Source organism: Bradyrhizobium sp. T-1, from assembly GCF_053592855.1.
Map to the genome: position 1 here is coordinate 1,292,255 of NZ_CM132115.1, position 12,597 is coordinate 1,304,851.

Below are 12,597 nucleotides of genomic sequence, written 5' to 3' on the forward strand. Positions count from 1 at the left end.
GTTTGAACAGTTTGCGAGAGAGGGGCGCGCGGAACCGCATCACCCGGCAGGATCTCAGCGGATCGATCCGGTCACGTCCTCGCTTGGCGGCTGCGTCACGCAACTGCGACAGATCACGAGCCTCGAGCCGAGCTGCCTGTCGTTCTCGGCCTCGATCTCGTCGTGGACAGCCCACCATGCGTCGGAATAGGGGCGCAGCGTGGCGAGCACCCTTCGCCGCTCCACATTGGGGTCGCTCTCTGGTGCTGTGTGATTGGCAAGGCGATGCTTTGTCACAATGGGACGATTGGGATCACGACCGAGCCCGTCCCATGCGATTGGGCGACGCTCCGCCGCCGGCGCGGCCGAGCATCCCGCGAGCGCTGCGCAAAAACTGAGCAAGACGAAAATGTGCCGGGCCATGCCGAACCTACTGTGCGATACGCCACGCAAATTCGCGTGGAAAACTTTGCATTGCGACGCTTACCTGGGACTTGAGGGAAAACGACGTCGCCAGCATGGCCGAAAGGAGATTCGTGCACGCGCGTCACGTTGCGAGAACTGCGTGCGCGGCTTTGTGACACGAAGCGGATCGCATCGCACAACAACTGGCGCAAGATTAGGCTGTGAACTTCCGCCGGAATCGCTAATCATGTTCACAATAGCTACAAATAAGGGCGGGCGTGACTTGGAAGGGAGCGACCGATGGCGGCGGCGCTACAAATCAATTTTGCTCTGTGGGGAATGCTCATCTGCGCCAGCGTGAAGCTCGCGCCGATGATCCAGATTGCCTTCCCGTAGAGGAACAGCCAGTTTGTGACGGCCGCGGCTCCCTGTGCGAGCATGCAGAGCCAGCCGACCGTTGCGACTGCGCAAGTGATTGGGAATCAGGGCGAAGGCCCGATGGGTTCCTTTCTGCAAGAGTGACGATCATCGACAGCGCGGATAGATCGCGGCGAGATCGCGGCCCTTCAGCAGGAGCAACCGTGAGGTGAGGCCGCCGCGGCGGCTGATCCAGTCGCGGACCGCGCCCGGATAGGCCTCGAGCACGGCTTCGGATGCTTCCGGCTCGGCATAGAACCGACCACGTCGATCGACCGAACGTGCGGCGTGAAAGCCGAGCACCGCGCGCTTCGTGACGCAAATCCGCTCGCCTGGCACGATGCTGAGCACCAGCGTGCAGGCCGACAAGCACGGGCCGTCGATCACCACGCGCTGGCCGCTCGCGCGCACCTTCTCGAACAGATCAAGGAACGGTCCGACCTGCCCGCCAGGGGACTGGATGATCCGGATCTCGGCCGCGGCAGGTGCGGAAGCGAGCAGGGCGGCAGCGAGTGCAACGGCTTTGGGGACAGTGACGCGTCGCATGAAGCACTCCACGAATTCAGTGCCGTAGGGTGGGTTAGCCGAAGGCGTAACCCACCATCTTCGCGCCGCGCGAGAAGAGGTGGGTTACGCGCAGCGGCCGCGCTTCGCGTAGCCGCAGTGCTAACCCACCCTACAAGGTTCTACCCGTTCCGCCGTTCGCCGCGCAAGGTCGGCAGGCCGATGCCTGCCGCATCGAAGCCGCCATCGACGGCCAAAATTTGGCCGGTGATATAACTCGCGCTTCCGGAGCACAGGAAGAAGATCGCTTCCGCGAGTTCCTCCTCCAGGCCGTAGCGGTTGAGCGGGATGGCGTCGTGATAGTCGGCGCGGATCTCCTTGGTGTGCACCTGCTTCGCCATCGCGGTGTCGACCGGCCCCGGCGCGACCGCATTGACGCGGATGTTGAGCGAGGCGAGCTCGACCGCGAGCTGCTTGGTGAGATGTGCGAGCCCGGCCTTGCTGGTGCCGTAGGCCGAGCGCAGCGTCGAGGCGCGCACGGCCGAGATCGAGGTGATGTTGACGATGGCGCCGCCATCGCTGTCGCGCATCAACGGCACTGCCGCCCGGGTGCAGAGGAACGGGCCCGTGAGGTTGACCTCGAGCACGCGGCGCCAGTCGGTCTCCGGCGTCTCCATCAGCGGAGCGAATACCGCAATGCCGGCATTGTTGACCAGCGCATCGAGCCGGCCGAAACGCTGCTCGACAGTCTTCATCGCGGCACCGACCGCGGCGCCGTCCGAGACGTCGCAGACGAGCGCCTGCGTGTCGTCGCTCTTGCCGATGTCGGCGACGGCCTTGGCGAGCAGCTCGCCCTCGATATCGAGCAGCGCGACGCGCCAGCCTTCCGCGAGAAACTTCTTCGCGGTCGCAAGTCCGATGCCGCGCGCGGCACCGGTAACGAGGGCGACTTTCTGCGGGGAGGGTGGCATGGGCTGGTTTGTCCTGTGTCGAAACGAGGTGGGCGTGTAGGTACCCACTCCTTTTACTGCGCTTTAGTCCTAGCGAGGAAGAGGGCAGACGATGAGTGAATGCAGCCGGCAGACTGGTCATATCCGTCCCCCCCCCCCGAGGTGGCCGCTTCTTAGCGGCCCTCGAAGGATGACGGTGATAGAGTGGAAGCTAAGACAGTTCCGCCGACGCGCGCTGCATGTTCGCGGACATGTCCGAGGTAACGATGCTCTGCTCCTCGACCGCGGCGGCGGTGGAGGCGATGAACTCGTTGACACCGGCGATTGCGACCTTGATGGCGGTCAGCGAACTCGCAACGTCGCCGGAGATGGTGTTCAGCGCGTCGATTTCCGACGTGATCGTATCGGTCGCCTGCTTGGCCTGACCGGCGAGGTTCTTCACCTCGGACGCTACCACCGCAAAGCCGCGGCCGGCTTCGCCGGCGCGCGCCGATTCGATCGTGGCGTTGAGCGCGAGCAGGTTGATCTGGCTGGTAATGCCGGCGATCATCTCGACGATGCCGGTCATGGCCTGCGCGGCTGCGTTCAGCTTCTGGGCCTGGAGGTCGGCGGCGTCGACCCGGGTGGTCGCGGTCTTGGAGTTCTCGCGCGACTTCGCCATGGTCTCGGAGATCTCGCGGATCGAGGCGCTCATCTGCTCGCTGCCGGCGGCGACCGCTTCGATCAGCCCGCGGGCATTGTCGGCCTTCTTGCGGCCGATCGCCTGCGCGGTGATGTCGGTGGCGTATTTCACCACCTTGTAAGGCTTGCCGTTGAGATCGAAGATCGGATTGTAGGACGCCTGGATCCAGATCTCTCGGCCACCTTTGGCGATCCGCTTGTATTCGGCGGCCTGATATTCGCCGCGGTTGAGCGTCTCCCAGAACTGGCGGTAGGCCGCCGAGTTCCTCTCGTTCGGCTCGACGAACATGGAGTGATGCTGGCCCTTGATCTCGGCCAGCGAATAGCCCATCGCGTTGAGGAAGTTCTGGTTGGCGGTGCGGATGGTGCCGTCCATGTTGAATTCAATCACTGCCTGCGACTTCTGGATCGCGGCGAGCTGGCCGTCGTTGTCGGTCGCTTTCATTTTCTGCGCGGTGACGTCGGTTGCGAACTTCACCACCTTGAACGGCCTGCCGGTCTCGTCCAGGATCGGATTGTAGCTCGCGAGGATCCAGATCTCGCGGCCGCCTTTGGCGATCCGCTTGAACTCGGCCGCCTCGAACTCGCCGCGGTTCAGCTTGGCCCAGAACGCTCCATAGGCTGCGCTGGCGCGGTCCTCCGGCGTCACGAACATGCCGTGGTGCTTGCCCTTGATCTCGTCGAGCGAATAGCCCATCGCGCTGAGGAAATTCTCGTTGGCGGTGATGATGGTGCCGTCCATATTGAACTCGATCACGGCCTGAACACGGTTGATCGCGGCGAGCTTGCCGGAATCTTCCATGGTCTTGATCTTGTAGGCCGTGATGTCGGTGGCGAACTTGATGAAGGAAGCCACCTTGCCGTTGTCGTCGAGCAGCGGCGCATAGGAGGCGTGGACCCAGACTTCCTTGCCGTTCTTGCCGAACCGCTTGTACTGTGTGGTCTGGAACTCGCCGCGGTTCAGACTGGCCCAGAAATCGCGATAGCGCGCGCTCTCGCGCTCGGCCGGGCTGACGAAGATGCTGTGGTGCTTGCCCTTGATCTCCGCGAGCGAGTAGCCGCTCATCTTCAGGAGGTTTTCGTTGGCATCGAGAATGGTGCCGTTGAGGCCGAACTCGATCACGGCCTGCGAGCGGTCGAGCGCTTCAACTTCGGCGACCGCGTGCCTGACCTTCTTGCTTTGAAAATTGAACACGTAAGCCCCGCAACGTTCCCAACGCGAATCGGCAGGATTGCCGTCCCGTTTGCCCCCAGCCGAAAAGTTGCATGAGCTGCTTGAGCAACTGTAAATTCTTGCCGGAACCGGAATCGGCTCCGTAATTGAACGTGCTCCGGCCATGTCCTTCGGGGCGCACACGTTCGCGATTCTTATGCACGGTAGGATTCATAAGTAGGGTCGTATTTGTACGGGGGGCTCATTTGCGCGGCGCGTTGACGCAGCGCGCTCCAACAGTCGCGCCGGCCCCAGGCAATGACCTCCGAAATAATTTTCCCGGCCGTGTCGGCCTTGTAGAAGGCCGTTCGTCTTAGAAGTGAGCGCGGGTCGGACGGCTCGCTCGTGAGGAACCGCATGCGATTCATGATGCTGATGATCCCGCTCGGCTACGAGACAGCGCCGGCGGACGTGCAACTCGATCCCGAACGGGTCGCCGCGATGATGCGCTACAACGAGGCGCTGAAGGATGCCGGCGTGCTGATCACGCTGGACGGCCTGCATCCGCCGTCGATGGGCGCCCGCGTCTCGTTTGCGACCGGCTTGCCCGTCGTGACCGACGGCCCCTTCGCGGAAGCCAAGGAAGTGCTGGGTGGTTACTGGATGATCGAGGTGGCCTCGCGCGACGAGGCGATTGCCTGGGCGAAGCAGTGCCCGGCCTCAGCCAATGAGATCATCGAGATCCGTCAGGTGCAGGAAATGAGCGACTTTCCGCCCGACGTGCAGGCGGCTGCGGCCGGCTTCGACGACCTGAAGAACTAATCGAGCAAGGGAGAAAACCGATGAGCACCGATACCTATCTCGCCGTCTTCCTCGGCAGCAAGAGCGGCCCGAAATGGGCTGCGTGGAACGCGATGTCCGAGGCCGAGCGCAAGGCGAAGGAAATGGAGGGCATGGCGGCCTGGAAGGGCTGGGTCGAGAAGCACCAGGGCGCGATCCAGGCGATGGGCGGTCCGCTCGGCAAGACCAAGAAGGTCGACGGCAAGGGCGTCGCCGACATCGCCAACGAGATGGGCGCCTTCACCGTGGTCCGCGCCGCCTCGCATGAGGCCGCTGCCAAGATGTTCGAAAATCACCCGCACTTCGCGATCTTCCCGGGCGAGTGCGTCGAGATCATGCCGGTGCTGCCGATCCCGGGCGGCTAGGGCTCATCGGATCGTCGCAGACGCACAAGTTCGGGTTCACCAAAACCCGTTGCCGCTAGTGACCTTCACCACCAGCTCATGTAAAGATCGTTCACATGAGCTGGCGCAAGGAGCAGCGCCGCGCCGAGCGCGGCTATCACCACGGCAATCTGAAGGAAGCACTTCTGCAGGCCGCCCTCGGGCTGATCGCCGAGAAGGGCGCGGCCGGATTCACCTTTGCCGATGCCGCGCGCATGGCGGGCGTCAGCGCGGCGGCGCCTTACCGGCATTTTCGCGACCGTGACGAGCTGTTGTCCTCGATCGCCCAGCGCGGTTTTGAGCAGTTTGAATCGCGGCTGACCGCAGCTTGGGACGACGGGCGCCCGGACACCGTCACGGCGTTCGAGCGCGTCGGCCGGGCCTATCTCGCCTTTGCCCGCGAAGAGCCCGCTTTCTACAACGCGATGTTCGAATCCGGTCTGCCCGTCGATGCCAATGCGGCGCTCCAGGCCGCAAGCGAGCGCGCTTTCAACGTCATTCGCGCCGCCGCCGAGCGGCTTGCGGCGCTCGCCCCGCCCGGCACGCCGCGCCCGCCGGCGATGATGATGGCGCTGCACATCTGGTCGATGGCGCACGGCGTCGCCTCGCTGTTCTCGCGTGGCGACGCCGCGCGGCGAAAACTGCCGATGTCGCCGGATGAGCTGCTGGAGGCCGAAGTGCTGATTTATCTGCGCGGCCTTGGCTTCCCGACCGACCGCAGGCCGCAAGCGAAAAGCGCCGAGCCGCCGCCGGTGCCACCGGAGGCGGCCTCCGGTTCCGGCGTGCCGCCGGGCGGCGCTCCAGCTGGTCCTTGGGGCAAGCCGAAATAAAGTTGCGCAAATAATTCCGCAGGCGTGCAGGGCCGCCAGCTTGACAAAATCGCGGGATGGTCTAGCTATGTAAATGTTATTTACATTCACAACGGCGCGATGCCGTGATGGAGAAGGGAAATGGCCTACACCGCTGATGTCAATCGCTGGCGCGGCCCCTCGGACCAACAGCAATCGTACGAGCGGCCTCACATGCTCGATACACCCTGGCATCCTGGCTGGATTGCCGTGACCATCCTCGGCTTCATCATCTGGTGGCCGATCGGACTTGCCCTTCTCTTTTTCACACTCGGGAGCAGAAGAATGTCGTGCTGGAGCAACTCGGATCGCTGGCAGAACAAGATGGAGCGGATGCAGTACAAGATGGACCGCATGGAGCGCCGCGGCTTCGGCGGCTTTGGCTTCGGCCCGCCGACCTCCGGCAACCGCGCCTTCGACGAATATCGCAGCGAGACGCTGCGCCGGCTCGAGGAGGAGCAGGTCGAGTTCAAGAACTTCCTCGACCGTCTGCGTCACGCCAAGGACAAGGAAGAGTTCGACCAGTTCATGGCCCAGCACAAGACGCGTCCGACCCCGCCGCCGACCGACCAGCAGCAGGGCTGATACCTCTCAAAGCCTTCAGGCGCATGCCCCCAAAGTCCTGACGGCCCCGAGCCGCCCGCCTGCGCACCCCGCAGGCGGGCGGTTTGGTTTTTCACCTCGCCCCGATTGCGGAGAGAGGTCGAATTCGATCGCAGATCGAATTCGGGTGAGGGAGTACAGGTCCATCGTCGATCGAGCGTGTGGAGAGAGGCCCCTCACCCCAACCCTCTCCCCGTAAGAACGGGGAGAGGGAGACGATCGAGCGTCTGAGGGGCTCCGCGGAGCCAGAACCTCGGCTGCGCTACCCGACACTAAGAGTTGCGTGTGCCGCTTCGGCCGACACACATCTCATGTCTGGGTCAAACGCGTCATGGACTTCACCACCCGCCTGCTGCTCGGCGTCACCGCCTTGGTGGTGCTGGGCTATATCAGCTTCGTCTATGGCAGCTGCGCGGGCGATCCCGACTGCCATTTGCGCGTCTGCGGCCGTCAGTTTTGCGGTGTCGTATCCAGCCATGCCCAAGATCGCCCGGCGCCATAGAACCTGTTTCCCGCGGGGCACGACCAAACCCTGACAACGCTGCCCAGCGCGCCAACAGGTCCCACCATGACCAACGCCGAACGCAAGCAGATCGACCAGCGCATCGCGCTGCTGGAGCGCGTCAGCGCGCTGTTCGACCGGTTCGGCGGCTTTATTCCGATGGCGATCGCATTCCTCAATCGATGGCCGACCAAGGTTGAGCTCTATCCGCATTGGCAGGTCGGCGAATCCTGGAAGTTCTTTCTCGGCTGCTTTCTCTATTTTCTGGCCTCGCTTGCGCTCAGCCGCGCCATCATTTTTGCGAAAGCGGGCCTCGAGCCATGATCCTGCTCAGCGATATCGCGCTCTTCATCCTGCCCGCCCTCGTCGCGGCGGGTGGCTGGCTCTATGCGTTCGATTTGCGCAAGCGAACGCGGACAGGCAACGCGCGCGATGACCGCGCGCTTCAGCGCACTGTCGCGAGCTGCGCGCGCACCGACGTCAGGAAGTGCTCGTAAGCGTGGTCGACGATCTCGTTGAGGGATCGCGTTCGCGCGAACATCGCCTTGGCTTCGGTGAGGAACTCGTCGCGGGTCGGAATCTTCGGCAGATGCAGATGCGTGAGCGCATCGACGCCATCATGCGCGCGATTGAGGATGTCGTGCAGCGTCGGCAGGTGCAGTTGGGCGGGATCGGCCCGGTGCAGGGCCGACGAGATCGCGTGCGCCAGAGCGTGCGCATCGAACCGCCCGGCAAGCTCGCGGGCGGCGCGATTGATGACGCGCGCGCCGAGCGGCTGTTCGTTGCGCAGCACCTGCTCCGGCGGCGCCTTCATGTTCCAGACGATGCCGAACCAGGACAGGATCGTCAGGACGTAAAAGGTCACATCGATTTCCCACCAGCGAAAGCCCTGTCGCACGCTGCTCTGGTAGGCGTGGTGATTGTTGTGCCAGCCCTCACCCAAAGTGAGCAGCGCCAGCAGCCAGTTGTTACGGGAATCATCGCCCGTCACGTAGCGCTTGCGTCCATGCACGTGGGCGAGCGAATTGATGCAGAAGGTCGCGTGATAAACCAGCACCGTGCTCCACAGGAAGCCGACGACCAGACCCGGCCAGCCCGCAACCAGGAAGCAGAGCACCGCAAGCGTCACGGCTGGCAGAAGCTCCAGCCGATGCAGCCACATCAGCTCCGGATAGACTGCGAGATCGCCGACCTTCACGAGGTCGGTCGTGTCGTGCTCCCGGTAAAAGATCCAGCCAAGATGGCTGTACAGGAAGCCGCGCTGACGCGGCGAATGCACGTCGTGTTCAGTATCGGAATGCAGATGATGATGTCGGTGCTTGGCCGCCCACCACAACACGCTTTTCTGTGCGGTGCTTTGCGCAATGAAGGCCAGGACGAACTGAAACACCCGGCTGGTCGCATAAGCCTTGTGGGAGAAATAGCGGTGATAGCCCGCCGTGACCCCGAACATGCGCACGACATACAGCGATCCGCAGATCGCGACGGCTTGCCACGTGACGCCCGACCAGATCGCCGCAAAGCAGCCGAGATGGACCAGCAGGAACGGCACGGCGGAAGGGTACATGATGTCGTCGTGCTGGTCGTCGGCGGGCGCGTTGGGCGACATGTTCTTGGCGTAACCTCGGATGAGGGGATCAGGGACTGGTGTCGGTAGCGCAGGAGGCCACCGGGTACGAAAAACCCGCGGATGGCGGACCACCGCGCGGGCTTGAGATGCTTTCGACATTCCCGGCCAACACAGCGTCGGCCGAAAATCCGCCGGACTATAGGGTCGCGGGCCTCTGGCATGCAAGCTCGTAGCCTCACGGGGAGCTGCGGCATCATGCTCGGCTCGGCGGTGCCGCTGGCGCTGCTTTGCCCACGACCTATATTGGGAAGCATCAAAATACCGGAGGCGACGATGGCGGAAGCTGCGATCATGGCGAGCGACAGCCTCTGGCGAAGCATTCGCGGCGAAGCGGAGCGCGCCGCCGCCGCGGATCCAATCTTTGGCAAGGCCGTTGCCGGCGCCATTCTTGCCCATGATGATTTCGCGGCGGCGCTCGCTGATCTGATCGGACGCCGGCTTGGCGCCAGCGCCGCGGAGCGCGAACGTTTCATTGCATTCTCCCGCGATGCCTTTCGCAGCCAGCCGGATCTGATAGAAGCGGCCAGCCATGATTTGCAGGCCATCGTACGCCGCGATCCCGCCATTGCCGGCCTGTTGCCGCCGCTCCTGCATTTCAAGGGATATGTCGCGCTGCAAGCCTGGCGCGTCTCGCACTGGCTCTGGCGTCATGACCATCGTGATGCGGCGCTGCTGTTTCAGAACGAGTCCTCGAACGTCCTGCAGGTCAGCATTCATCCCGCCGCCACGATCGGATCGGCGGTCTATCTCGACCATGCCACCGGCATCGTCATCGGCGCCCATGTCGTGATCGGCGACGAGGTCACCATCCTGCAAAACGTCAGCATCGGCCGCAGCAGTGAATTGCCGACGCGCTCGCCGCGTATCGGCCGCCATGTCTATATCGGCGCCGGTGCCAGCGTTCTCGGCGACATCCGCATCGGCGATTTTGCCAAGATCGGCGCCGGCACGGTCGTGACATCGGATGTCCCCGGCGGCTGCACCGCGGTTGGCAATCCTGCGCGGCTGGCCAATTGCGCTGAACGCGTGGCCTGACGCGCGCCTCGCTCAAGCCGCGCGGCGGTGGCAAATCCTCGCCAAGAGTGATTTCGGGCCAATTCTCTGGGGAGGGGCTGGTTCCTCCGGGCGACGCGACAGGTCCTGGCCGTGCCTGCTGCAAGGCTCAATACGCGGCGCAGCACGCCGCACCCTGCGACCTCCGGCCCCGCGCCCGACACGCGCCATCCCCCTGCGCTGCCTTCCTTTCCCGCAGCCAAATTCGTCCCTGGTAACCCGGCATTAACCATCGCCGGGCTCTGGTAATCATGGACAATCGCGCCCGGAGCTGTCGTCGAGGCCCTTAGTTTTGACATCTTGGCAGGGAATGCAGGCGGCGGCTTTGGACAAGCCCCCTGTACCCCAGAAAGACAAGGCTTTGAGCGGGCTTGCCGGCCGCGCCGGTTCTAGCGCGGCTATTGGGGAACCGCTCGCCATTTGGCTAGCCGGGACATAGGTAACGATCGCCAAAAACGATCGTCTTGAGAGGATACTACTGATGAATCCGGCCGAAATGGCTCAGTCCGCCCTTCCGGTTGCCGCCTCCGCCGACGTGTCGCTGATTGCGCTGTTCTGGCAGGCTCACTGGATCGTGAAATGCGTCATGCTGGGCCTTTTGTCCTGCTCGGTCTGGGTCTGGGCCATCGCGATCGACAAGATCTTCCTCTATGCCCGCACCCGCCGCTCGATGGACCGCTTCGAGCAGGCGTTCTGGTCCGGGGAGTCGATCGAGGAGCTCTATCGCACGCTCTCGGCCAAGCCGACCCATTCCATGGCGGCCTGTTTCGTCGCCGCGATGCGCGAATGGAAGCGCTCCTTCGAGAGCCACGCCCGCTCGGTCGCGGGCTTGCAGATGCGCATCGACAAGGTCATGAACGTCTCGATCGCCCGCGAGGTCGAGCGGCTGGAGCGCCGCCTGCTGGTGCTCGCCACCGTCGGCTCCGCCGGCCCCTTCGTCGGCCTGTTCGGCACGGTCTGGGGCATCATGTCGAGCTTCCAGTCGATCGCTGCGTCGAAAAATACCTCTCTGGCGGTCGTGGCGCCCGGTATCGCGGAAGCGCTGTTTGCGACCGCGGTCGGCCTTATCGCCGCCATTCCTGCCACTATTTTCTACAATAAGTTCACCTCCGAGGTGAACCGGCAGGCCCAGCGGCTCGAGGGTTTCGCTGACGAGTTTTCGGCCATCCTGTCCCGCCAGATCGACGAGCGGGGCTGAGGGACGGGAGGTATAGTGTGAAGGCGGGATTGGGCACCAAGCCATGGGCATGAACGTCGCGAGTTCGTCCGGAGGCGGCGGGCGCCGTGGCCGGCGCAAGCCGGTCGTGGCCGAGATCAACGTTACGCCGATGGTCGACGTGATGCTGGTGCTGCTCATCATCTTCATGGTGTCGGCGCCGATGTTGACGGTCGGCGTGCCGCTCGACCTGCCCCAGACCCAGGCCAAGAGCCTCGAAAACAATGACCAGAAGCCGCTTCAGATGTCGATCGACATCAACGGCAAGGTCTTCATCAATGACGCCGAGGTCGCGCTGAACGAACTGATCCCGAAGCTGAAGGCGATCACGGACGCGCGCGGCGGCCTCGAGGAGCGCATCTATCTGCGCGCCGACAAGAAGGCGGATTACGGCACGGTGGCCAAGGTGATGGGCCAATTGTCGGGGGCGGGCTTCAAGAAGCTGGCGCTCGTCACCGAAGCGGATCAGGGGACTTGAAGCGGTGAAGGTGAACGTCGACAAGACACTCGTTGCGTCGATTGCCCTCCACGTCCTCGTGATCGGATGGGGGCTGCTCACCTTTAGCAGCAAGGCTTTCATCGCGCCCGAAGAATCGCTGCCGATCGACATCATCTCCAGCGACCAGCTCGCGCAGATCACCAACGGCCAGAAGACCGGCAAGAAGGAAGAGCCGAAGCCCAAGGTCGAGAAGATCGCCGAGGCCAAGCCCGAGGAAGATGCCGTCGGCAAGGTCACCGAGAAGAAAGAGCTGATCAAGACCAACTCGACCCCCGACACGCCGCCGCCGAAGCCTGTCGAGAAGAAACCCGATCCGCCGAAGCCGGTCGCGGAGGCCAAGCCGAAAGAAGAGCCGAAGCCGCAGGAAAAGAAGCCTGATCCGGCCAAGGAAGATCCGATCGCCGAGCTCCAGAAGAAGCTGGACACCAAGAAGCCGCCGCCGAAGCCCGTGGAGCAGAAGGTCGCGGCGGTGCAGCCGCAGCAGCAGCCGAAGCCCAAGGAGCGCACCTTCGATCCCGCACAGATTGCCCGCGACCTCGACAAGCGTGCTGCGACCCGGCACGAACTCACCGGCTCGGCGCTGAACGCGTCGGCGTCGCTGGGCTCGACATCAGGGACAGCCGCCAACAATGTCGCGACCTGGCAAGGTGCATTCCAGGGCGCGGTCAAGCGCTGCTTCACGCCCACCTATAACGGGCAGGACGCCAACCAATACGAAGCCGACATCGACATTCCCATGAGGATCGACGGATCGCTCGCATCCGAGCCGGTCATCGTCGCGGTGCGCGGACCGTCGCGGTCGATCGCCCAGGCGGTGGCGGAGAGTGCCAAGCGTGCCATCGTGCAGTGCCAAGTCTATTCGTTCCTGCCGAAGCAGCAATACGACAGCTGGAAGCTCATTCCGATGACTTTCGGCCTGAAAGACATGTTGTGA

Annotated in this window: 15 protein-coding genes; 10 read left to right on the plus strand and 5 right to left on the minus strand. The window is 63.6% G+C overall.

Annotated features, from left to right (window positions below; translation table 11 throughout):
- Positions 1–54 precede the first annotated feature (54 nt).
- From ACWAT4_RS06195 to ACWAT4_RS06210, 4 genes are all read right to left on the minus strand, one after another.
- Entirely contained in the window at positions 55–210 is a 156-nt protein-coding gene (locus tag ACWAT4_RS06195) for a hypothetical protein (RefSeq protein ID WP_433995238.1), read from the minus strand.
- 699 nt (positions 211–909) lie between these two features.
- The gene (locus ACWAT4_RS06200; protein ID WP_212298251.1) at positions 910–1,347 is read right to left on the minus strand and encodes a hypothetical protein; all 438 of its coding nucleotides are present in this window, start codon (positions 1,345–1,347) and stop codon (positions 910–912) included.
- A 140-nt stretch (positions 1,348–1,487) separates the two neighbouring features.
- The gene (locus tag ACWAT4_RS06205; RefSeq protein ID WP_212298250.1) at positions 1,488–2,276 is read right to left on the minus strand and encodes an SDR family NAD(P)-dependent oxidoreductase; all 789 of its coding nucleotides are present in this window, start codon (positions 2,274–2,276) and stop codon (positions 1,488–1,490) included.
- 190 nt (positions 2,277–2,466) lie between these two features.
- The gene (locus ACWAT4_RS06210) at positions 2,467–4,131 is read right to left on the minus strand and encodes a methyl-accepting chemotaxis protein (RefSeq protein ID WP_449730054.1); all 1,665 of its coding nucleotides are present in this window, start codon (positions 4,129–4,131) and stop codon (positions 2,467–2,469) included.
- Between the two features lie 375 nt (positions 4,132–4,506).
- Between ACWAT4_RS06210 and ACWAT4_RS06215 the strand changes: the two genes are divergently transcribed.
- The 6 genes from ACWAT4_RS06215 to ACWAT4_RS06240 all read left to right on the plus strand — a co-directional run bounded on the left by ACWAT4_RS06215 (position 4,507) and on the right by ACWAT4_RS06240 (position 7,589).
- Complete coding sequence (locus ACWAT4_RS06215) at positions 4,507–4,911, plus strand: YciI family protein (RefSeq protein WP_449730055.1); 405 nt, start codon at positions 4,507–4,509, stop codon at positions 4,909–4,911.
- 20 nt (positions 4,912–4,931) lie between these two features.
- A complete protein-coding gene (locus ACWAT4_RS06220) occupies positions 4,932–5,294 on the plus strand; it encodes a hypothetical protein (RefSeq protein WP_449730056.1) in 363 nt (120 codons plus the stop codon).
- A 95-nt stretch (positions 5,295–5,389) separates the two neighbouring features.
- Positions 5,390–6,142: a TetR/AcrR family transcriptional regulator gene (locus ACWAT4_RS06225; protein ID WP_212298247.1), complete on the plus strand. Its 753-nt coding sequence runs from the start codon at positions 5,390–5,392 to the stop codon at positions 6,140–6,142.
- Between the two features lie 120 nt (positions 6,143–6,262).
- Positions 6,263–6,745 carry a DUF2852 domain-containing protein gene (locus ACWAT4_RS06230; RefSeq protein ID WP_449730057.1) on the plus strand — a complete coding sequence of 161 codons (483 nt, stop codon included), beginning with the start codon at positions 6,263–6,265 and terminating at the stop codon, positions 6,743–6,745.
- Positions 6,746–7,094: 349 nt separating this feature from the next.
- Positions 7,095–7,265: a hypothetical protein gene (locus tag ACWAT4_RS06235; protein ID WP_212425924.1), complete on the plus strand. Its 171-nt coding sequence runs from the start codon at positions 7,095–7,097 to the stop codon at positions 7,263–7,265.
- Between the two features lie 66 nt (positions 7,266–7,331).
- Positions 7,332–7,589, plus strand: coding sequence for a hypothetical protein (locus ACWAT4_RS06240; protein WP_212425925.1), 258 nt, complete (start codon positions 7,332–7,334; stop codon positions 7,587–7,589).
- 121 nt (positions 7,590–7,710) lie between these two features.
- Here the strand turns inward: ACWAT4_RS06240 and ACWAT4_RS06245 are convergent, their stop codons facing one another.
- Positions 7,711–8,874: an acyl-CoA desaturase gene (locus tag ACWAT4_RS06245; RefSeq protein ID WP_449730058.1), complete on the minus strand. Its 1,164-nt coding sequence runs from the start codon at positions 8,872–8,874 to the stop codon at positions 7,711–7,713.
- Positions 8,875–9,168: 294 nt separating this feature from the next.
- On the opposite strand from ACWAT4_RS06245, the gene ACWAT4_RS06250 reads away from it, so the two are divergent.
- From ACWAT4_RS06250 to ACWAT4_RS06265, 4 genes are all read left to right on the plus strand, one after another.
- Positions 9,169–9,930 (plus strand): serine O-acetyltransferase, encoded by a 762-nt coding sequence (locus ACWAT4_RS06250; RefSeq protein WP_449730059.1) that lies wholly within the window; start codon positions 9,169–9,171, stop codon positions 9,928–9,930.
- Between the two features lie 499 nt (positions 9,931–10,429).
- A complete protein-coding gene (gene tolQ / locus ACWAT4_RS06255; protein ID WP_057759169.1) occupies positions 10,430–11,146 on the plus strand; it encodes a protein TolQ in 717 nt (238 codons plus the stop codon).
- Between the two features lie 43 nt (positions 11,147–11,189).
- The gene (gene tolR / locus ACWAT4_RS06260; RefSeq protein ID WP_212298242.1) at positions 11,190–11,642 is read left to right on the plus strand and encodes a protein TolR; all 453 of its coding nucleotides are present in this window, start codon (positions 11,190–11,192) and stop codon (positions 11,640–11,642) included.
- Positions 11,643–11,646: 4 nt separating this feature from the next.
- Complete coding sequence (locus ACWAT4_RS06265; RefSeq protein WP_449730060.1) at positions 11,647–12,597, plus strand: protein TolA; 951 nt, start codon at positions 11,647–11,649, stop codon at positions 12,595–12,597.

What these genes read in the sequence shown, in the direction of transcription:
- ACWAT4_RS06200 (WP_212298251.1), bottom strand. Translation starts at nt 1,347, where the DNA reads ATGCGACGCGTCACTGTCCCCAAAGCCGTTGCACTCGCTGCCGCCCTG.
- ACWAT4_RS06240 (WP_212425925.1), top strand. Translation starts at nt 7,332, where the DNA reads ATGACCAACGCCGAACGCAAGCAGATCGACCAGCGCATCGCGCTGCTG.
- ACWAT4_RS06245 (WP_449730058.1), bottom strand. Translation starts at nt 8,874, where the DNA reads ATGTCGCCCAACGCGCCCGCCGACGACCAGCACGACGACATCATGTAC.
- ACWAT4_RS06220 (WP_449730056.1), top strand. Translation starts at nt 4,932, where the DNA reads ATGAGCACCGATACCTATCTCGCCGTCTTCCTCGGCAGCAAGAGCGGC.
- ACWAT4_RS06235 (WP_212425924.1), top strand. Translation starts at nt 7,095, where the DNA reads ATGGACTTCACCACCCGCCTGCTGCTCGGCGTCACCGCCTTGGTGGTG.
- tolQ (WP_057759169.1), top strand. Translation starts at nt 10,430, where the DNA reads ATGAATCCGGCCGAAATGGCTCAGTCCGCCCTTCCGGTTGCCGCCTCC.
- ACWAT4_RS06230 (WP_449730057.1), top strand. Translation starts at nt 6,263, where the DNA reads ATGGCCTACACCGCTGATGTCAATCGCTGGCGCGGCCCCTCGGACCAA.
- ACWAT4_RS06205 (WP_212298250.1), bottom strand. Translation starts at nt 2,276, where the DNA reads ATGCCACCCTCCCCGCAGAAAGTCGCCCTCGTTACCGGTGCCGCGCGC.
- ACWAT4_RS06225 (WP_212298247.1), top strand. Translation starts at nt 5,390, where the DNA reads ATGAGCTGGCGCAAGGAGCAGCGCCGCGCCGAGCGCGGCTATCACCAC.
- ACWAT4_RS06250 (WP_449730059.1), top strand. Translation starts at nt 9,169, where the DNA reads ATGGCGGAAGCTGCGATCATGGCGAGCGACAGCCTCTGGCGAAGCATT.
- ACWAT4_RS06215 (WP_449730055.1), top strand. Translation starts at nt 4,507, where the DNA reads ATGCGATTCATGATGCTGATGATCCCGCTCGGCTACGAGACAGCGCCG.
- tolR (WP_212298242.1), top strand. Translation starts at nt 11,190, where the DNA reads ATGGGCATGAACGTCGCGAGTTCGTCCGGAGGCGGCGGGCGCCGTGGC.